The sequence below is a fragment of the Microbulbifer maximicatervae (SeqCode) genome, assembly GCF_052467065.1.
In genome coordinates, this window is the sequence record NZ_CP174299.1 from 2,526,371 (window position 1) to 2,546,247 (window position 19,877).

A 19,877-nucleotide genomic window follows, 5' to 3' on the forward strand; every position below is an offset into this window, starting at 1 on the left:
CTGGAGACGAGTAATTCAGAAAGATTCAGCCGTATGCTGCAGTTTCAGCAACAACTGTTGCCGCTGGAATTAATCCGTTGATCATCAAGGTGACGGTGCGTTCCAACAGCGGTGAGTCGATTGCAATAGCACCACTCAAAATTTCATACTCAAGGTTCAGGATCGTACCGTGAGCAATTTGTGCAGCCGCTTCAGAATCCGCTAGACCCAGTAATTGGAAGAATTCCTTAATCATTGACTCTCTGGCGTGATTGGCCATCCGCACTGCGCGGGTCAGCTGCTCATTGCGAAGCGCTTCATTGCGGAATGCCAGTTCAACCAATCTGCGATCCCGGTCTTCAGCCTGGGTGCGGACATGAGTAAGAATAAAACGGGTCAATTGTTGAATCAGCAGTTTACGACTGCTATGTGACGCCCGCTCTTGTGCGGATAAATTCCGTGCCGCACTAAAACTCTCTTCATGCAGTTGGCGTGTAGCCTCGAGTCCCTGCTCAACAAAATAAGTAAATGAATCGCTGATCAGGTCATTCAGGTCTTTGAAATAATAAGTAGTAGCCGCGAGAGGAACGTTAGCTTCGCGGGCGACTGCACGGTGCCTGATGCCGCGGATACCTTCTTTAACGATCAGTCTCAGGGTGGCCTCTAGAATCGCCTTGCGCCGCAGACGGCTATCTGCGCGTTGGGCCCGGCGGCCGTGGTAGACCAATTCAGACTTTCCAGTGTCTACAGTCATAGCATTATCCCTGTCTTATTGCGTTGGCGCCGATAGCAAGGTGAAGCTGGTCGGCCGTGCCATTCTAGCCAAACAAAATTAAAAAAAGGGAATAATGCTATTACATTCGATTACACGAATATTGCACTGGTACAGCGCAATTAATGTAAAAAAGTGGGGATTTGATGATGTATCTCATCATACTGAAAAAGTGAAAGATGAAAAATCCGCAAGATACAGATTAGTGAGGGGGTTCACATTTTGGCTTTTGGTGAAAAAATTAAGTTCTGCAATCGATTGGCAGGATAAATAGCCATTCAATTGCAGAATTAAATTGGTTAGCTGCTGCTTATCTTAAGAGATTTTTCCGGTAACACGTACGCGCTTTGAGCCTGGAATGATCTTAACTTTCTGGCTTTTATGTCTCTCAATACCGATATCAATGGCGTTTTTTGCTGCGATCAATAAGCCGGCGACAAGGAATGCACCGGGAGGAAGCACGGCAACAAGAACGCCTGGATAGTCACTGCCAAAAATTGAAATACCCCAATCTTTTGCCATTGAACCAAATAACAAGTCCATATCTGAAAATAGCGTGCCTTGGCCAAGAATTTCTCTGACTGCGCCAATGGCGATGAGTACTGCAGTGAAACCTATACCCATCATAAATCCATCTGCCAGGGACGGAAGCACGGGGTTTTTACTGGCAAAAGCATCTGCTCGCCCGAGGATCGCGCAGTTGGTTACGATTAGCGGGATAAAAATACCTAGTACCAAGTAAAGCTCGTAGGTATAAGCCTTCATCAATAGCTCAACGCAGGTAACGAAGGTGGCGATGATCATAACGGAGGCTGGTAAACGGACAGTATCCGGAATTTGTCGTCGGATCAGGGAGACCGCAAGGTTTGAGCAGGTGAGAACTCCGGTAGTGGCCAAGCCGAGGCCGATGCCGTTCACTACGGAACCGGTGACCGCTAGCAGGGGACAGAGGCCAAGCAATTGCACCAGGGCGGGGTTATTTTTCCACAGCCCATTTTGGGCGATTTCTGTGTAGCCGGGAGTTGCCATCAGTTCTGCTCCTCAACCGCCGCAGGTACTTGTTCCGAGTCGATTTCAGAGTTCTCAATCTCTACTGCTCGCTTGGACATTGGCGCATTAAATATTTGTTCGTGGTGCTGGGCTACAAACTCAAGCACCTGGTGTACTTCATTGACGACAGCGCGAGGAGTAATTGTTGCGCCAGTAAATTCATCAAAAACACCGCCATCCTTTTGTACTTTCCAATCGGCTGAGGGCGGATTTTTTAGTGACAGGCCGTCAAACTGGAGCACCCAGTTACTTTTTTTCAGCTCGACTTTATCGCCCAGCCCCGGAGTTTCTGTGTGGCTTGTTACCCTGACGCCAGCAATAGTGCCATCTCGATTCACACCAACGAGTATTTTTATCGGGCCGGAATATCCATCCGGTGTGACTGCGGGCACAATGACCGCAGAGACTTTTCGGTCCTCTTCCCGCGCGAGATTGATATCTCCACCTTGTTGCAGGCCTAGCTGATTCCAGTAAGGTTTTGGAATTGGATAGGTGTCTACCAACATGTCATTACTGTGGCGTTCCAATGGGATAATTTCCAGTAGTGCTTTCGCCGAAGCTTCCCGGATAGCTCTCTCAATCGGTTCTTTAGTCGTAATTTGGGTCACTGCGAGTGTACCTGCAGTGACCAGGGCGATAAGAGTGAGAACGGCGGCATTGGAGGCCATTGACTGTTTAAGCATCAGCTCTCCTCCAGGTCGGTAGCGCGGCGGGAGCCCTTGTGCCCATAGGTCCGTGGAAGCGTGTAGTTATCAATGGTTGGTGTTGCAAAGTTCATCAGCAATACAGCAAAAGCCACCGCATCGGGGTAAGTGCCCCAGGCCCGGATTACATAAGTGAGCAGCCCCACACCGGCCCCAAAAATCAGGCGGCCCCGGTTACTGGTGGCACCGCTGACAGGGTCGGTAATAATAAAGAAGGCCCCAAACATGGTGGCCCCAGAAAATAAATGCAGTACGGGAGATCCCTCTGACAAGGAACTGCCGCTGTCGTAGAAAAACAGGGAAATCAGAGTGAGGGTGGCGAGCATGGCAACCGGTGCATGCCAGGTAATAATGCCGCGAAATAATAAGAACAGCCCACCTAACAGGAATCCGAAGCTGACGGTTTCCCAACCGACTCCAGCAAATGTGCCTTTATTGAGGACCGGCTCCATTTCATAGAGCTGGGAGAGAAGCACTGACTCATTTAACCGCACGATTTCCAGTGGTGTAGCGCGGGTAAAACCATCGACATTGTAGCTACCGATTACCAGAGAGAAGGCTTCTTCCAGGCTGGGTGTCCCGCCGATAACCTCTGCAGCTCCCACCCAGCGGGTCATATCTACCGGGAAACTAATCAGCAGGACAACATAGCCCACCATTGCGGGGTTAAATGGGTTGTAGCCCATGCCGCCATAAAGATGCTTGGCCAGGACAATTGCCACCGCAGTGCCCACTATCGGCAGCCACCAGGCACAGTAGGCTGGAAGCGCGATACCGAGCAGCAGTGCAGTTACAAAAGCACTGCAATCCCGCAGATAGAATGCTGCCGGCCTGCCGCGTAATCTCATTACCGCTGCTTCACACAGAAGCGCTGTGATTGTGCACAGGGCAATATTGATCAGCACCCCGATACCGAAATAAATCACCATCGCCAGCACACCGGGTATGGTGGCCGCGGCGACTTGTAGCATGACTTTGGTGGTGTCATTGCCGGAACGGGCGTGAGGGGAGGTGGCGCGCATCAGAGACATTATTGCTTTCCGTCCTGTGCTGCTTGTTGTTCGCGCATTTTGTCTTCCAGTTTCTTTTGTAGCTTCTCCAGGGCACTTTCGAATGCGCCCAGATTGGCATCATCTTCATCCCGAGCCTTTTGCAGGCGAGTCTCAGCTTTGGCGACGCGCTTGCGCAGTGCTTCGATATCTGCAGCAAGTCTGTCGGCGTCACTCATCTGGGCCCGCGCCTCAGCGGAGGCACGGGCTCTGGTAATTGCCCGCACAGCTGCATTGGTTTCTTCCTGGTTGGGCTCCCGGGTGGTATCCCTATCGGCGCGTCGTTCGGCAAGGGTCAACTTGTGTTGTGCTTCCTGCAATTTAACTTCAGCAGCTTTGAGTTGCGCTGCCAATTGGTCGCGCTGGCTCTCATCGGCAGCTTCCAGTTTATTGCGTATGCGTTCCACCCGGCTCTCGGCACTGGAGAAAGTACGCTGGGCGCGGGCTAAAAGCTGCTTGGGGTCCTCCTGGCGGGACTTAACTCGCGCCAGGGCGGCGGCAACAACATCTGCTTCCTGCTTCTCAGCTTTGGCAGTCGGAGATTCAGGGTTTTGTTCCCTTTGCTGGCGAGCTTGTTCAGCGGCTTTGCGCCGGGCTTCGCGTTTCGCTTCTTTCTCTTTTTCAGCTTTTTCAAGGCGCAACTTGCGGAATTCGAAACGATCGCGTGCGCGATCGGACTTTTCTTTTTCCGCTTCAGCAGTGCGAATTGCACCTTTGGCAGCGCGGTAGTACTGAACCAGGGGAATCGTACTGGGGCAGACGTAAGAGCAGGCACCGCACTCGATACAGTCAAACAGGTTATAGGCCTGTAGCTTCTCCCGTTCGTCGGCGCGGGCATACCAATAGAGTTGTTGCGGTAGCAGGGAAGCCGGGCATGCCTCTGCGCAAAAACCGCAGCGAATACAAGCTTGGGCCACCGGTGCTGGCGGTAGCTCCTCACGGGTCGGTACCAGCAGGCAGTTGGTGGTTTTTACGACTGGGGCGCGTTGATCGTCAATCGTATAACCCATCATCGGACCGCCGATGATCACTTTTTGCATCAGGCCCCGATGGACACCGTGATATTTGAGGATATGTTCTATGGGAGTACCGATAGGTACATCGATATTGCGCTGCTGCTCCAGCGCTTTGCCGACAACAGTCGTCACTCGGCTGATCAGGGGTTCGCCAATCCGAATCGCGCGATATACCGCGCGAGCAGTGCCGACATTTTGGCATACAATCCCCACATTGGCCGGTAGCCCTTTGTTGGGCACTTCTCGGCCGGTAAGGATTTGGATCAGCTGTTTTTCGCCGCCGGACGGATACTTTGTGGGGAATACCACGATATCGAAACGGGTGCCTTCAACGGCTTTGCGCATCGCGCGGATAGCTTTGGGCTTATTGTCTTCAATACCAATTAATACTCGTTCGGGCTGATCGAGGATATGGGCAAGAATTTCCACGCCGGCGATAATTTCGTCGGCACGCTCCCGCATTAGCATATCGTCGGCAGTGATATAGGGTTCACACTCTGTGCCATTGATAATCAAAGTATCAATTTCGGCGCCGCCGTGAGGGTCTAGCTTCACAGCGGTTGGAAACCCTGCACCGCCCATGCCGGCAATACCGCAGTCGCGGATCTTGTCCAGAAGCTCTATCGGTGAAACCTGAAGGTAATCTTCGCAGGGGGTGAGATCGCACCAGGCATCGTCGCCGTCTGTGCGAATGACAATGCAGTCCTCCAGCAGACCCGAAGGGTGGGGCACTGGATAGGGTTCAATGGCCATAACCCTGCCGGAGCTGGGAGCATGCACTGGACAGCTAATGAAACCGTCGGCTTCGGCAATCTTTTGCCCCTTTAATACCTTATCACCGAGGTTCACCAGCGGTATGGCGGTGGTGCCGGAGTGCTGTAGCAGTGGTACGATCAAGTCCTCGGCGAGGGGGATCACTCCTATAGGCTCACCGGTACTCTGGTGTTTGTTCTCGGGAGGGTGCACTCCGCCGGGGAAGTCGTTGGGGCGTAGCTCGCGCGCTTTTTCACTGGCAATCAGTTGTGCCTCGCGGGCTGCGCGTCTCTCCTGAACGGCCTCTCTTTGTTTGGTCTTGCTATCTACGGGGTTCAAACCGCGCCTCCCCCGGTGTGTTCTTGAATAGTGCGGCGATCGCTGGCAATCAGCACCGAGCTATCGCTGGGCTTGTGTGGATGCCAATCCTGTAAAGCGGTTTCCTGGGGAACCATATCGATACAGTCAACGGGGCAGGGTTCGACACAAAGGTCACACCCTGTGCACTCATCGGTGATCACCGTGTGCATATATTTGGCGGCGCCGGCAATGGCATCTACCGGACAGGCCTGAATACATTTTGTACAACCGATGCACTCTGCCTCGCGGATAAATGCCACTTTTTTTACATCTTCAACGCCGTGCTCGGCGTCCAACGGCATGGGCTCTACATCCAGCAGATTGGCCAACTCATTGATAGTGGCCTGCCCGCCGGGGGGGCACTTGTTGATGGTATCGCCGTGCACTATCGCTTCTGCGTAGGGGCGACAGCCGGGGTAGCCACACTGGCCACATTGAGTCTGTGGCAACAGGGCATCGACCTGCTCAACAAGGGGGTCACCCTCCACCCGGAAGCGAACGGCGGCGAAACCCAGCAGGGCACCGAATACCAATGCCATGCCACCGAGCACCAGTAGGGGAGAAGAAATTTGTGAAATCCAGTCCAGCATTTCGAAATCCTATACCAGACCGCTAAAGCCCATAAATGCCAGCGACATCAGTCCGGCAGTGACCATACCGATTGCGGCGCCGCGAAATGGCAGCGGGACATCGGCGGCAAAGAGGCGCTCGCGCATCGAGGAAAACAAGATTAACACCAGGGAGAAACCCACTGCTGCGCCAAATCCGTAAAGAGTGGACTGTATAAAAGTGTGCGCTTTCATAGTGTTCTGTAGAGCGACACCCAACACGGCACAGTTGGTAGTGATCAGCGGTAGAAAAACGCCTAGCACCTTGTACATCAAGGGGCTGGTCTTCTGGATAAACATCTGTGTGAACTGTACGACAACAGCAATCACCAGAATAAATGAGATGGTGCGAAGATCTTCAATACCAAAGGGGGCCAACAGATAGGTGTTGACCAGGTATGAACAAATAGAGGCCAAAGTAAGTACAAAGGTGGTAGCGCCGGCCATACCCACAGCGGTCTCCAGTTTATTGGAAACTCCCATAAACGGGCACAGGCCGAGAAACTGCACTAACACATAATTATTGACCAAGATGGTGCTGAGCAGAATGACGGCAAATTCGGTCATAACAGGTCCGGTTAAAGCCCGAGGGCGGAGTGGCGCGAACAGCGGCAATGGCGTCGGCAGGGTTAAGGTGAGACTAGCACCTTCCTTGTGAGCACCGTCGAATGCCGCGCAGGGCGGCTATTATGGTTGAGTCGCTTGGGGGCTTCAACTCGTGAGGAGGGTGGCAGGGGAAAAGGGCCGACAAAGGGACACTCTGGATCAAAAGGCCTCCACTTGGAATAAAGGTGGAGGCCTTTGTGGATACTATTTGCAGTACCTTTGCCAATTTGAAACGATAGGTACAAGATGGGTAACCCAGTTTGGTACTTGGTGTTAAGCGTGGGGTAGAGGCAATACAGTATATTGACTCGGCATGCGTGTTTTTGCTTGAGAGCAACCTTAAATTCAGTTGGAGCAGTTTAATGTCGAACGAAACCTACACTCCCCCCAAGGTTTGGCAGTGGGATAAGGAAAGCGGGGGCGCTTTTGCCAGTATCAATCGGCCGGTAGCGGGTGCGACCCATGATAAAGCGCTGCCGCAGGGGCAGCACCCGATGCAGCTCTATTCTTTGGCCACGCCGAACGGGGTTAAGGCGACGGTGATGTTAGAGGAGTTATTGGAACTCGGGTTTGAGGGAGCAGAATACGATGCCCATTTAGTCCGTATCACTGAAGGAGAGCAGTTTGGCAGTGGTTTTGTTGAGGCAAACCCAAATTCCAAGATCCCGGTCTTAGTGGATCACAGCACTACGCCACCAATCCGGGTATTTGAGAGTGGCTCCATACTGCTTTACCTGGCGGAAAAGTTTAATGTCCTCTTGCCCCATACACCCGAGCAGCGCACTGAGGCATTGAATTGGCTCTTCTGGCAGATGGGCTCGGCTCCTTACCTGGGAGGAGGCTTTGGACACTTTTATGCCTATGCACCGGAAAAATATGAATACCCGATCAACCGATTTGCTATGGAAGTAAAGCGCCAGTTGGACGTATTGGACCAACAGCTGGCGAAGCATCCGTATGTGGCGGGAAGGACTTATACCATCGCCGATATTGCGATCTGGCCCTGGTATGGGGCTCTGGTGCGCAATGAAGCTTATAGTGCGGCGGAATTTCTCGATGCCCAGAGTTATAAAAATCTCAACCGTTGGGTGGGGGAAATTGCAGAGCGGCCAGCAGTAAAGCGCGGACGAATGGTCAATCGAACCTGGGGTGAGCCCAGCGAACAACTACATGAGCGCCACAGCGCCGGTGATTTTGACAATAACACCCAAGATAAAGTGACCGATAAGGATGTTGATTAATACAGGGTATTAATAGGTAAGGCTGGCACAAGGATGTGCCAGTATCTATTTTCTAAGGTTATTTTCCGGTGCCCCTCTTTTTAGAAGTGGCCGTTGAATTAATATTTATATAAAGAGTAGCGTCGGCTAAAAAGCCCTCATAGACAGCATAAACTGAACCACCTGTGAGGTGCGGGGCAATTGCCATAATTTTTCCGCCGCGAAGCCGGCGATTAAAGCGAGGCCTAAAACCAATGGCAGGGGAATTCCCTGTAAACGCTGCTGAACATCTTGCTGTTGCTGATTTACGATTGCCAATACACTGAGCCGCTGTCGCTCCGTATCCCGGCTGCATTGTTCGATCTGTTTATTTAAAGACTTCAGTGACATCGTTTAAAGCCTCTTTAACTTGTCGCTTGGTCTCTTCAAAACCCAGTAGGGGCACCAGCTTCTTTTGATAAACGATAGCTCCCGCCAAAATAGCGACCTGGATAAGAATAAATACCAGAAATGCCAAATAAATAGACTGGGAAAAATAGTAGGCAATCAGCCCAACGCCTCCACAGAGACTGACGATGAGGGCCGCACTTAGAGGCAGTAACATCAGTTGCAGGGCAACAATACGCTTGCCGGCTGCAATCGTTCTATCCAACTCCAACTGGAATAGCTTTTGAATATTAGCCAACCAGGCAGTCAGTAGGGTCAGTGTTGCTTCGGCGCGAGCAAGGGTAGCTTCAAGGCTATTTTCACCTTCTCCATCAGAGTCTTTCCCTGAGGGAGAAGGTGAAGACTGACCCGGGCTGCGCTCCTGCGCAGCGGAATCGGCATTCTCGCCAGACGCTTGGGACTTTTTTTCATTGCCCATCAGGGGGTGTCCTTACCAGTCGAAAAAAAGAGAGAAGCGTTACTTAAAGAGCTTCGCAATTGCCCAGCCAACAACAAATGCACAGCCAACAGCGAGAATGGGGCGCTCCCGAAGTGAGGACTCCGCTTTTTCCATTACATCGGTGGCACGTTGTCTCTGGGACTCTACAGAGGTCCGGGCCCTCTCTTTCAAGCTGCCAGCAGCTTGTGAAGCGGCCTCTCCAGCAAGATTATAGGCCTGTTGCAGCTTCTCCCTACTGGAGTTCGTATGTGGAGATCTTGCGGTTGCCATCAGGTTTCTCCTCTCGGGGTTTAATTGCCGAGGAAGTCTATAGTCCCGCGTGGTAATTCCCACTTGAAAAAGGGGTTTTTTTCACGCGATTTTTGCAGGAAAAAGTCCCTGTCTCTGCTACTGATCTTGGACTATGGCTGGCAGCTGTTCGGGCCCGGTCGTAGTTTCAAACGGCAAAAGCCGGCCTGAGTTCACAGAGGGGATTAGTCCTCGGACCGGCAGATGCCTGAGATGGCTTGGGTTAGATAAAAGCGAGTTGTTTATGGATGGCTGGTACTCTCACTTTTCCAGGTTTCAATATTCTCTACGACCCCGTTGAGTAGGCGCTGGCGTGATTCACGGCTGATCCAGGCGTTGTGGGGGGTGATAATCAAATTGGGGATATCTCTGTCCAATAGTGGGTGACTGGCGGGTGGGGGCTCCTGGCTGAGGACATCCAGCGCCGCCCCCCCAAGGTGTCCACTGCGCAAAGCATCCGCCAGTGCCTGTTCATTTACCAGCCCGCCCCGAGCCGTATTGACCAGGAGTGCGCCGGGTTTCATCGCGGCGATGAATTGCTCGTCTACCAGCTGATCGGTTTCTTCTGTGAGCGGGCAGTGCAGACTGATGACATCGGACTCTGCACACAATTGTTGCAGTGGCGTCCTGCCTTCAGCGGGTGTGCCGCTAAATGATTCAGCCACCAGTACCCGCATGTCCAGGGCTTCCCCCAGTTTTGCCACCTTCTGCCCGAGGGCACCAAAGCCAATGATACCGAGTGTTTTTCCTGCGAGTTCAACCACTGGGTGATCGAGCAGGCAAAAAATTGTAGATTGGCTCCAGCGTCCGGCAAAAACATCGTTGTGATAGCGGTGCCACTTGGAAGCAAGAGCCAGGATCAGGGCAAGAGTGTGCTGTGGTACAGAAGCCCCCGCATAACCTTTAACGTTGTACACCGGAATATTTAATTCCTGTGCGGCGGCGAGATCGATGTTATTTGTACCGGTTGCACAAACACAAATCATTTTTAATTTGCTGGCCTGCTCCAATAATGTGCGGCTTATTATGACTTTATTGGTTATTACCACCTCGGCCTCGGCGATTCGCTCCGCGACTTTTTCGGCGGGAGTCGTTTCATAGAAGTCCCACTGGTCTAGACTATTTGTTAGGGCCGAGGTATCCAGCTCCTCAAGCTTCATTGTCAAAGTGTCCAGAAATACGCCGCGCATGACATCTCCTCGATAGATTTGCAGTGTGGTGGACATGCTACGGCAGTGAAGAGGGAATGCAAAACTTTGCTGGCCAGCGGCCTTAACTGCGCATATTCGTGGCTACGGTTGGTTTGTCGGGGCCTTTCTGTCGCAATTGAAGAGGGCCTCTATGGGAATATCGTTTACCGCTGCCAGTCTTGTTTTAATTTCTGCATTTCTACACGCGGGTTGGAATTTACTGGGGAAGTCCCGCACACCAACTCCCGCCTTTTTTTGTATCGCGACTCTCAGTGTTGGAATTTTTCTTTTACCGCTAAATTTTTGGTTGCTATATCAGGTTGATTCACTCCCGCGAGGTTTTTGGATCCTCCTTATCGGTAGTGGTTTTTTTCAAATGATTTATATGGGGGGCTTATCCCTCGCCTACCAGCGAGCCAATATGGGATTGGTCTATCCCGTTGCCCGAGCATTGCCGGTATTGCTGGTTGCACTGGCAACGGTATTGTTGGGGCAATCGTTGCCTCCACTCGCCTGGGTGGGAATGCTGTTGGTGACAATTGGCTGCCTGCTGGTACCGCTGGTGTATTTCCGCGAGTGGCACTGGAGAGCTTATTGGCGCGCGGACTGCGCCTGGGCGCTGGTAGCAGCCATTGGCACTGTGGGCTATTCACTGGCAGATAAAGGGGCGCTGATTTACCTGGGGGATGCTGCGGGAGGCACTATCCCTGCGCTTGTTTTGGCCTACGGCTATTTGGGGATGCAGTTTCTCGCCTGTGGTGTATGGCTGCTTCTGGGGTGCTTGGGTCAGAGTGGCACTGCGCCATTGATCCAAAGTTTTCGGGATTTGAAGGTCGGGGCTCTGACCGGTGCCATGATGGGAGCGACTTATGGCCTGGTACTGCTGGCGATGACAATGACTGAAAATGTGAGTTATGTAGTCGCCCTAAGGCAGTTGAGTATTCCCCTGGGCGTGGGTTTGGCGGTCTGGTTACTCAAGGAGCCGGCACACAGGCCCCAGCTGCTGGGAGTGGGGCTGGTGTGTGCCGGCTTGATTGCAGTTTCCCTGCGTTAGCGCAGGGAAATTACATTACGCGCATACCGGGTTTGGCGCCCTCGTGGGGCTCCAGTATCCACAGGTCCTTACCTCCGGGACCTGCTGCCAGAACCATACCCTCACTGACACCAAAGCGCATTTTACGCGGCGCCAGGTTAGCGACCATAACGGTGTGCTTACCTTCCAGGTCTTCAGGGGCGTAGGCGCTTTTAATACCGGCAAATACCTGGCGGGTTTCGCCGCCCAGGTCCAGGGTTAAGCGCAGCAGTTTACCGGCGCCTTCAACATGCTCAGCTTTGGCGATCAGGGCGATCCTCAAGTCTACTTTGGCGAAGTCATCAAACTGGATTTCCTCAGCAATGGGGTCCTCCGCCAGAGGGCCGGTAGCAGCTTTGGTTTCCGCTTGTAGCTGGGCCAGGGATTCCGCAGCCGCATCCATAACCGCATCTACCTGGGTTTTCTCCACCCGTTGCAGCAGCGGCTTGAACTTCTTGATTTCGTGATCTGTCAGCGGTTTGGTTGCGCTGTTCCAATCCAGCTCACTGTTGAGGAACTCCGCCGCTTTTTGTGCAGTGTTGGGCAATACCGGGGCGAGCCAGGTGATCAGGGCGCGGAACATATTCACACCCTGGGAGCAAATAGCCAGAACCTCAGCTTCGGTGCCCTCCTGCTTGGCCAGGGACCAGGGAGCCTTGTCGGCGATCCAGGCGTTGGCGGCGTCGGCCAGAGCCATAATGTCGCGCATGGCGCGGGCGTATTCTCGCTGCTCGTAATACTCAGCAATTCGTGGAGCCGCTTCTACAAATTGGTTCCACAATTGTTCGTCGGCCAGTTCGCCGGCCAGCTTGCCACCGGACTTGCTGACAAACTTGGCGGTGCGAGAGGCGATATTGACTACTTTACCCACCAGGTCAGAGTTCACCTTGGCGATAAAGTCATCCAGGTTCAAATCCAGGTCATCGACGCCACCGGTCAGTTTGGCGGCGAAGTAGTAGCGCAAATACTCAGGGCTCAAGTGATCCAGGTAGTTGCGGGCATTGATAAAGGTGCCACGGGACTTGGACATTTTCTTGCCGTTTACGGTAAGGAAGCCGTGTACGCAAACTTTGTTGGGGGTGCGGAAGTCCGCCGAGTCCAGCATGGCAGGCCAAAAGAGTGCGTGGAAGTTGACGATATCCTTGCCGATAAAGTGGTAGACCTCGGCGTCGCTGTCTTTTTTCCAGTACTCCTGCCAGTCCAGCCCTTTGCTGTCGCAGTAGTTTTTGAGACTGGCCATATAGCCAATGGGAGCGTCGAGCCACACGTAGAAATATTTGCCCGGCGCATCGGGAATTTCGAAACCGAAGTAAGGGGCGTCGCGGGAAATATCCCACTCTTGCAGGCCCTCTTCCAGCCATTCGGCCAGCTTGTTGGCCACTTCATCCTGGAGAGTGCCGGAGCGGGTCCACTCGCGCAGGTATTCGGTGAATGCGGGGAGGGTAAAGAAGAAGTGCTCGGACTCCTTTTCTACCGGAGTGGCGCCGGAGATTGCTGATACCGGATCGATCAGTTCGGTAGGGCTGTAGGTGGCGCCACAGGCTTCACAGTTATCACCATACTGGTCGGGCGTGCTGCAGCGGGGGCAGGTTCCCTTGATATAGCGATCTGCCAGGAAAAGCTGTTTCTCTGGATCGAAAGCCTGGGTAATAGTGCGCGATGCGATGTGGCCGTTTTCGCTGAGGCGGCGGTAGATCATTGCCGACAGCTCGCGGTTTTCCTCTGAATGGGTGGAGTGATAGTTGTCCACACCAATTAGGAAGTCGGCGAAGTCGCGCTCGTGTTCTGCCTGCATATTGGCGATATGCTGTTCCGGGGTCAGGCCCAGTTGTTCAGCCTTCAGCATAATTGCAGTGCCGTGAGCATCGTCGGCACAGATATACAGGCAGTTATTACCGCGCGCACGCTGGAAGCGGGCCCAAATATCGGTTTGGATATATTCGAGCACATGGCCCAGATGTAGGGAGCCATTGGCATAGGGCAGTGCGCTGGTGACGAGAATGTTGCGCGTATCGGACATCGGTTTTTCCATCGCTGTGGGGTTGCGGCCAGGGACTCACGGAGAGTGGGCCGAAGATCGTCAAAAGACCGCGGAATATAGCAGATTTGCACTATGTCGTGGAGGGATCAAGCTGGCTTATGTGAATCCTTGTTTGGCTGCTGTGGCTGGTGTTAGGCCGCGTCATCCGACACAATGCGAGCCAATCTAGAAGCGCTGAGAGGGAGATACCGTGAGCGATCATCATCACGATCATGACGAGCTGTCACAGGAAGTTCAGGCTGAACTGGAGCGACTGGCGGAGTGCCTCGGCCAGTTGCATGATCCTGCCAGTGGCTTGCCGCTGGATGATTTGGACGCAGAAATTGAAGTTGGGTATGAGGACGAAACTGTTTTCGCCGGGATTACCCTGGGATATCCGTGTGCGAGCCAGGAGGCAGATTGGCACCAGCGGGTGGAGGAGAGCTGTCAGCCGCTGTTGAAAGCCGGGCCCCTCAAAGGCTCCAAGTTGCAGTTTGAGCTGTTCAGCGATATTCCCGCTACGCCGACTTCCGGGACGCCGGAAACTCTGGCGAAGGTAAAAAACATTGTTGCTGTGGCGTCGGGCAAAGGCGGGGTTGGCAAGTCCACGACTGCGGTCAATCTGGCCCTGGCCCTGGCGGCGGAAGGTGCCCGGGTTGGTTTGTTGGATGCTGATATCTACGGCCCGAGCCTGCCCACCATGCTGGGAACTGAAGACCAGCGCCCGCATGTGAAAGAACAGAAATTCTTTGTGCCGGTAGAGGCTCACGGAATAGAGACAATGTCTCTGGGGTACCTGATGACCGAGGAGACCCCAGCGGTATGGCGCGGGCCTATGGCCAGCGGCGCGCTCAACCAGATTCTCAGTCAAACCCTGTGGGGGGAAAGTCGGGATGGGCTTGATTACCTGGTTGTGGATATGCCCCCGGGTACCGGGGATATTCAATTGACGCTGGCACAGAAAACTACATTGGCCGGTGCGGTAATTGTAACTACCCCTCAAGACCTGGCACTAAAAGATGCCATTAAGGGCGTGGAGATGTTCCGCAAGGTATCGGTACCTGTGCTGGGTATTGTGGAAAATATGGCGCTGCATACTTGTTCCAAGTGTGGTCACAGCGAGCCAATTTTCGGTACCGGTGGCGGTGAGCGAATCGCTGCAGAGTACGATACCCATTTACTGGGAGAGCTTCCGCTGGCACAGAAAATCCGCGCCGATGTGGATAGCGGACAGCCCAGTGTTATTTCCGATCCAGATAGTGAAATTGCTGGTTTTTATTGCGAAATTGCCCGCAAGGCTGCTGCCCAGATCTGGTTAAACAGCAGTGATGACAGCGATATGCCGGAAATCGAAATAAGTTGAACCCATTCGCGATATTGATCACAAAGAAATAATTTTCTTTGTTTTTCTGTTTTTACCGGGCTCCAATATTTCTATATTGATGCAGCCCGGTGTCCCTCATTGAAGTAAGCCGTACTAGTTTGTTCCTTGTTTTATGGTACAGATTTTCTTTTAGCGATAGCCCACTTCTGTCGCGCCCTGGGTAAATTAGAAGTTTCAAAATATTTCACAGAATTACCTGGTAAAAAACAGGGGTATTTTGATCGTACTAGTTACTTATTGTTTTAAAAATCATAAAGCCGATATTTTTTTGCGATATAGACCGCTTATGATTTTTAGGTGGCAGTATTTGCAGGTTTTTTGTCGCTTATTAAATGTAGTTGGGGCTGAGGGTATTAAAACGGGTTTACAGGTGCAGTATTTTCGCCGACAAACGTCAAACCCTTTATACGGATGTTGGATTGCCGTTGAGGTAGAAGTAAATATCAGGAGTGTACGAGAAAAAAGTCTGCCTTATTTCGCGTTTTCAGTACAGGTAAGACAATAAAAAGAGGCATTGCGGAAGCTGTAGTCGATAAAAATAAAAAAGACAAGCGCACGGGTGCTGTTATCAATGAATTTTCATATTAGCTATCGGCCGGCGGGTGGAATAGCGCGTGTGCTTTTTTTTGGTCCGGTGGGGTATAAGGACAAAATAGAAGCCATTGCACTACTGGTGGAAAAGTATCGCCACCGAAAACCCCTACGTGTACTACTTGACCTGCGTTATGCGCGCAGCAAAACCACACTGGAGGAACACAAGAAGTTTATTCACTTTATTGCTGAGAACCCTGTGCTGCGACGGGCATTTATCGCGGTGTTACATCCGCGAGGGCGCTGGACCTGCCCGCTGCCCAGCCATGGCTCCTGCCTGTGCAGGCTCAGTTCTAGGGAGTTCGTTGTGGAGGCCGAGGCAGAGGCCTGGCTAGCCCAGATAAAGGTCGTACCTCAGCCTCTTGCTCTCTAGGGGAGGAGTTAGGCCTGCTGGTTGCGCGCCTGTTGGGCTTCAGCCTGGCGGCGGCGCTCCTCCCTCTTTTGCTCGCGGCGGGAGACGGTTTGCGCGCGGGCGTCCTGGCCAATGTGTACTTCACCGCGCTGTTTGGCTAGCTGAATTTGCTTTTCGCGCTCGCGGAAACGGGCTCGGTCAGCTTCAGGCACCTTGTCGTGGCAGTGCGGGCAGCTTACGCCCTGCTCGAACAGGGGAGATTGCTGGTCTTCCTCAGTGATGGGCATGCGGCATGCATTGCATTGATCGTATTTGCCGCGTTCCAGGTTGTGGTTGACTGTCACCCGCTCATCGAAAACAAAGCACTCGCCTTCCCACAGGGATTCTTCTGCTGGGACTTCTTCCAGGTATTTCAAAATACCGCCGTGGAGGTGATATACCTCTTCAAAGCCCTGCTCTTTCATATAGGCTGTGGACTTCTCGCAGCGGATACCGCCGGTGCAGAACATGGCGACCTTCTTGTGCTTGGCCGGGTCCATATTCTCTTTTACGTACTGCGGGAACTCGCGGAAAGTCTCAGTTTCTGGGTTGATGGAATTCTTGAAAGTACCAACCTGGAATTCATAGTCATTGCGGGTGTCCACGACAACAACCTCTGGGTCGCTGATCAGGGCATTCCAGTCTTTGGGTTTGACATAGGTGCCGACGGTGCGCAGTGGATCAATGCCCTCTATACCCATGGTGACAATTTCTTTCTTTAGCTTCACTTTGCTGCGCAGGAAGGGCATTGCCTGGGTGATGGACTCTTTGTAGTCCAGGTTGGCGAGGCGCTCGTCTGACTTCAAATGGGCTAATACCGCGTCGATACCTTCGCGGGAGCCGGCTACAGTGCCATTGATGCCCTCTTGGGCCAACAGCAGGGTGCCGCGAACACTGTTTTCTTGCATCACCTCCAGCAGTGGGGCGCGAAGCGTTTCAAAGTTCTCAAGGGTAACGAACTTATACAGTGCACAGACAACAAATTGGTTCATGGTACTTCCTCAGTTGCGGGCCGGATCGCAAATCCGGAGCAGAAAAAATCGCCGCGCATTTTATCGCAAAAAAAGGAGCTTGTCGTACAGTAAGCAGGCGGTCCGCATCTGCAAGAAAAGGGATTTGTAGTTGACCGTCGGGCCGCAAGTTGTCAAAGTTCTGGCCGAAATTTCAAGGTCACAGCGAGGCGAATCCCATGGGCGAAGAGTTTGCACCGAAAGAGTCGGAGTTGAGCCAGATCTATCGGGAGGGCGAGGTTTCCGTCCAGATCGATATTTATGAAGATGGTGAGGGCGGCTGGCTGCTTGAAATCGTCGATGAACACAACAACTCAACCGTTTGGGAAGACGCGTTTGAGACTGAGCGGGAAGCGCTGGATGAAGCGCTCGATGCTCTTAAAGAGGAGGGGATCGCTACCTTTGTTGGGCCAGTTCAGGAAGCCGATGGCAGCTGGTAAGCCCTCTTCAGAATGAATCGGCTGACTGGCAATTCCCAGCGGGAGTTGTGGCAAAAGTCGGCTGACACTTGTTCAAACTGCTATGGTTAATGTGAGAAGGGAATCGCGACTGTGTAACAGCACACCCAATCACAGTGCCGCCGCGAGACAATGGTGGAATCCAGGTCTCCGGCGGTACTACCTAACCTGCGGTTACCCTCCCCATGAACCTGCGCTACCTTATTCTGCTGGTGACTGTATTAAGTCCACTGGTATCCGCAGAGAGCATCCGCCTTTCCAATCGACAGCTGCTCACCACTGACCTGAAAGAAGCCCGACTTATCTCCGAATTGAGTGGCTATGCCATCGTTGCCGGGCGCCATTGTCTCGATTGCGACGAGAACCTGGCAATTTATATACAGAGAGTTGGCCGCGCCGATATGGGGATAAACCCAGAGAAAATTGGTATTGAGGCTGATCGCTATACCTATCCCGGCCGTTATCTAGATTACATGACCAAGAAACTGGTGGAAAAAACCCGTATGTTTTATGGGCTCTGTCACGAGGGGCAGCCATCGCTTTTATGGCTAACGGAATACAGGGAGGGTGAGCGCTGGGTAAAATCAGAATACTTAATATTAATTGGCGAGGATGGATTAAAACATCGCTATACCGAGAACCAGCAGCCGAGCCTGTTTTATATCGGAAATTCAAATTGTATAGAGCTAGAAGGGTTTTTAATGGAGATGGAACCCTGATTGCTTTTTGCTGGATTAGATATAAATTCTGTTAACAATAAAAAAACCCCGCTGGAGGGCGGGGTCACAAGCTCTGTTGAAATTAGGTCTAATTACTTTACGGGTTCAAAAACAATCTTCAGTTTTTTCTTGCCCCAGGCGCGGGCTTTCTTAATGTCTTTCTCCATCCAAACATCGATTCGGTTAGTAAAACGCTTGTTCATACGGTCGCGCACGGTATAGGTGCCAGGCAGACCTTCAATTTTAACTTTGGCGCCGTTAGTCAGACCGTGTTTTTCCAGGTCACGGGATACGGCGATAATTTTGTCACCGGGGCGCAGGCGGTTGTTCCAAGCTGCTACCCAGGGATCACTGTCAGTTTGTCCGGGTACAGAGTTGTAAGCAGTTGCGTCAACAATCATGGTTTTCTTAAGTGCTGCTGAGGCATTAACGCTTACACCGATAGCGAGTAAGGCAGCAATAAAAAAGGCAGTATTTCGCAGAGTCTGTTTCATCATGTCCCATTACCTCCAGGTCATAAATGGTCACAAGCCAAGGGCTGCTTGTGAAATTTCCAAGTTTGTTTGGAAATCGTTGATCAATATTTAATCAACGCTGGCTATATTACCGGCGATTCCTGAGGTATCAACTTTTTCCTGCAAAGCGAGAAAAAGCCGTATGAATTGGCGGGTTATTTACAGAAAATAAAAAAATGGCTTAATTTTCAGATATAAAGAACAATAAAATTGCGATGTATATATTTTGTACAGAAGGAAATGGCCGGATAGAACCCAGCTCCTTGGTAAATGGTTTCAAAAGAGAAAAATTGCGTGACAGCGATGTCATTCTAAAGAGTCGTGCTAGGAGTGGTAGAGGGCATTGCTTAGCATGACTGGAACAGTAAAAAATTCCTTATAAATTATTTGTGACTTATTCTCCATATATTGCTGATATGACAAAAAACAGCAGGTTTTAGCGGAAAAACCGGTGCGTCACATTAAAAAGTGCAGGGAATCCCCAGTACTTACAGCGCGGTTTCGGGGTTTTCCAGTATCGGTTCCACCTGGCTGCGCAATGCGGATAAGTAGTCACTGTCTTCCTGGAGGTCCGGCAGCTTGTGCTGCATGTCCAGCTTCACCGTTTTTTCCAACCAGATGATGGCTTCCTCCAGGTTTCCCTGCCATTCACAGACTTGCCCCAGGTTGAAATAGGTGATGGCAAGGTTCTGCCATTCCGCCTGTTCGCGCAGGCCTTGGATTGCACTCTTATATAGAAGGTAAGCCGAGCGTAAAAGATGAGCTCGCTGAGTGTGCTCCTTCTCCGTTGCTGCTTGCTGATGGTAAGTGTGTGCCATGGCCGACCGCACTCTCGCGGTGGACTGCGGTAGCACCGCGCCCTCATCCAGGTAATTGAGGACCGATTCGAACTGTGCGCGGGCAAGGGGGTAGAGGTCAGGTCGCGCTTGGGCGCTAAATGCATTGAGCACAATGCCGTAGCGGTAGCGCAGGGCCTGTTGTTGATCCGGATAGTCGGACAGCGAGGAGATGGCCTTTTCGTAAAGTGGCAGTGCGTCGGCGTAGTTGCCCGTGCGGGCGTAGGTTTCAGCCTCAGTAACCAATGCCAGGGAGTGTTGGGCCTGGGATAGATGGTGCCCTAATTGTTGTTTCCCGGAGTTTGAGCTTATGGATATTGCTGCTAGCAATACGGCGATGCCAAGCAGTGCATAAAACAGCATGAGCAGGTTTGAGAGATGTTTGTGCATAGGCACTTCC

Annotated in this window: 21 protein-coding genes; 6 read left to right on the forward strand and 15 right to left on the reverse strand. The window is 52.2% G+C overall.

Annotation, left to right across the window (positions count from 1 at the left end; genetic code table 11):
- Window positions 1-25: 25 nt before the first annotated feature.
- From ACJJI1_RS11160 to rsxA, 7 genes are all read right to left on the reverse strand, one after another.
- Window positions 26-733, reverse strand: a complete 708-nt coding sequence (locus ACJJI1_RS11160; protein WP_282934272.1) for a TetR/AcrR family transcriptional regulator — start codon at window positions 731-733, stop codon at window positions 26-28.
- Between the two features lie 333 nt (window positions 734-1,066).
- Window positions 1,067-1,780 (reverse strand): electron transport complex subunit E, encoded by a 714-nt coding sequence (locus ACJJI1_RS11165; RefSeq protein WP_282934271.1) that lies wholly within the window; start codon window positions 1,778-1,780, stop codon window positions 1,067-1,069.
- Entirely contained in the window at window positions 1,780-2,484 is a 705-nt protein-coding gene (gene rsxG, locus ACJJI1_RS11170; protein ID WP_444959328.1) for an electron transport complex subunit RsxG, read from the reverse strand. The genes ACJJI1_RS11165 and rsxG overlap by 1 nt, the downstream gene beginning before the upstream one ends.
- The gene (locus ACJJI1_RS11175) at window positions 2,484-3,536 is read right to left on the reverse strand and encodes an RnfABCDGE type electron transport complex subunit D (protein ID WP_282934269.1); all 1,053 of its coding nucleotides are present in this window, start codon (window positions 3,534-3,536) and stop codon (window positions 2,484-2,486) included. The genes rsxG and ACJJI1_RS11175 overlap by 1 nt, the downstream gene beginning before the upstream one ends.
- Complete coding sequence (gene rsxC, locus ACJJI1_RS11180; protein ID WP_444959381.1) at window positions 3,536-5,587, reverse strand: electron transport complex subunit RsxC; 2,052 nt, start codon at window positions 5,585-5,587, stop codon at window positions 3,536-3,538. Before rsxC ends, ACJJI1_RS11175 begins: the two co-directional genes overlap by 1 nt.
- A gap of 71 nt (window positions 5,588-5,658) precedes the next feature.
- Window positions 5,659-6,273 carry an electron transport complex subunit RsxB gene (gene rsxB, locus ACJJI1_RS11185; protein ID WP_444959329.1) on the reverse strand — a complete coding sequence of 205 codons (615 nt, stop codon included), beginning with the start codon at window positions 6,271-6,273 and terminating at the stop codon, window positions 5,659-5,661.
- 9 nt (window positions 6,274-6,282) lie between these two features.
- On the reverse strand, window positions 6,283-6,858 hold the full coding sequence (rsxA, locus tag ACJJI1_RS11190) for an electron transport complex subunit RsxA (RefSeq protein WP_108731788.1): 576 nt from the start codon (window positions 6,856-6,858) through the stop codon (window positions 6,283-6,285).
- A gap of 401 nt (window positions 6,859-7,259) precedes the next feature.
- On the opposite strand from rsxA, the gene yghU reads away from it, so the two are divergent.
- Entirely contained in the window at window positions 7,260-8,138 is an 879-nt protein-coding gene (gene yghU / locus ACJJI1_RS11195; RefSeq protein ID WP_444959330.1) for a glutathione-dependent disulfide-bond oxidoreductase, read from the forward strand.
- Window positions 8,139-8,264: 126 nt separating this feature from the next.
- On the opposite strand, the gene ACJJI1_RS11200 is transcribed toward yghU, so the two are convergent.
- The 4 genes from ACJJI1_RS11200 to ACJJI1_RS11215 form a co-directional block, all read right to left on the reverse strand.
- Window positions 8,265-8,507, reverse strand: a complete 243-nt coding sequence (locus ACJJI1_RS11200; protein WP_413664387.1) for a hypothetical protein — start codon at window positions 8,505-8,507, stop codon at window positions 8,265-8,267.
- Complete coding sequence (locus ACJJI1_RS11205) at window positions 8,485-8,982, reverse strand: hypothetical protein (protein WP_413664388.1); 498 nt, start codon at window positions 8,980-8,982, stop codon at window positions 8,485-8,487. Before ACJJI1_RS11205 ends, ACJJI1_RS11200 begins: the two co-directional genes overlap by 23 nt.
- Before the next feature lie 39 nt (window positions 8,983-9,021).
- Window positions 9,022-9,273 (reverse strand): hypothetical protein, encoded by a 252-nt coding sequence (locus ACJJI1_RS11210; protein ID WP_282934265.1) that lies wholly within the window; start codon window positions 9,271-9,273, stop codon window positions 9,022-9,024.
- Window positions 9,274-9,533: 260 nt separating this feature from the next.
- On the reverse strand, window positions 9,534-10,481 hold the full coding sequence (locus ACJJI1_RS11215; protein WP_282934264.1) for a D-2-hydroxyacid dehydrogenase: 948 nt from the start codon (window positions 10,479-10,481) through the stop codon (window positions 9,534-9,536).
- A gap of 151 nt (window positions 10,482-10,632) precedes the next feature.
- Between ACJJI1_RS11215 and ACJJI1_RS11220 the strand changes: the two genes are divergently transcribed.
- Window positions 10,633-11,535 (forward strand): EamA family transporter, encoded by a 903-nt coding sequence (locus tag ACJJI1_RS11220; protein ID WP_444959331.1) that lies wholly within the window; start codon window positions 10,633-10,635, stop codon window positions 11,533-11,535.
- Between the two features lie 10 nt (window positions 11,536-11,545).
- Here the strand turns inward: ACJJI1_RS11220 and metG are convergent, their stop codons facing one another.
- Window positions 11,546-13,573 carry a methionine--tRNA ligase gene (metG, locus tag ACJJI1_RS11225; protein WP_444959332.1) on the reverse strand — a complete coding sequence of 676 codons (2,028 nt, stop codon included), beginning with the start codon at window positions 13,571-13,573 and terminating at the stop codon, window positions 11,546-11,548.
- Between the two features lie 211 nt (window positions 13,574-13,784).
- Between metG and apbC the strand changes: the two genes are divergently transcribed.
- Window positions 13,785-14,936, forward strand: a complete 1,152-nt coding sequence (gene apbC, locus ACJJI1_RS11230) for an iron-sulfur cluster carrier protein ApbC (protein WP_444959333.1) — start codon at window positions 13,785-13,787, stop codon at window positions 14,934-14,936.
- Between the two features lie 592 nt (window positions 14,937-15,528).
- Window positions 15,529-15,921 carry a hypothetical protein gene (locus ACJJI1_RS11235; RefSeq protein ID WP_444959334.1) on the forward strand — a complete coding sequence of 131 codons (393 nt, stop codon included), beginning with the start codon at window positions 15,529-15,531 and terminating at the stop codon, window positions 15,919-15,921.
- 8 nt (window positions 15,922-15,929) lie between these two features.
- Here the strand turns inward: ACJJI1_RS11235 and trhO are convergent, their stop codons facing one another.
- Window positions 15,930-16,931: an oxygen-dependent tRNA uridine(34) hydroxylase TrhO gene (gene trhO, locus ACJJI1_RS11240; protein ID WP_444959335.1), complete on the reverse strand. Its 1,002-nt coding sequence runs from the start codon at window positions 16,929-16,931 to the stop codon at window positions 15,930-15,932.
- A 197-nt stretch (window positions 16,932-17,128) separates the two neighbouring features.
- On the opposite strand from trhO, the gene ACJJI1_RS11245 reads away from it, so the two are divergent.
- Both ACJJI1_RS11245 and ACJJI1_RS11250 read left to right on the forward strand, forming a co-directional pair.
- Window positions 17,129-17,389 (forward strand): hypothetical protein, encoded by a 261-nt coding sequence (locus ACJJI1_RS11245; protein ID WP_108731798.1) that lies wholly within the window; start codon window positions 17,129-17,131, stop codon window positions 17,387-17,389.
- A 203-nt stretch (window positions 17,390-17,592) separates the two neighbouring features.
- On the forward strand, window positions 17,593-18,126 hold the full coding sequence (locus tag ACJJI1_RS11250; RefSeq protein ID WP_282934257.1) for a hypothetical protein: 534 nt from the start codon (window positions 17,593-17,595) through the stop codon (window positions 18,124-18,126).
- 92 nt (window positions 18,127-18,218) lie between these two features.
- Here the strand turns inward: ACJJI1_RS11250 and ACJJI1_RS11255 are convergent, their stop codons facing one another.
- Together ACJJI1_RS11255 and ACJJI1_RS11260 are read right to left on the reverse strand one after the other, a co-directional pair.
- Window positions 18,219-18,623, reverse strand: coding sequence for a 3D domain-containing protein (locus tag ACJJI1_RS11255; RefSeq protein ID WP_238152122.1), 405 nt, complete (start codon window positions 18,621-18,623; stop codon window positions 18,219-18,221).
- 506 nt (window positions 18,624-19,129) lie between these two features.
- Window positions 19,130-19,867: a tetratricopeptide repeat protein gene (locus ACJJI1_RS11260; protein WP_282934256.1), complete on the reverse strand. Its 738-nt coding sequence runs from the start codon at window positions 19,865-19,867 to the stop codon at window positions 19,130-19,132.
- Between the last annotated feature and the right edge of the window lie 10 nt (window positions 19,868-19,877).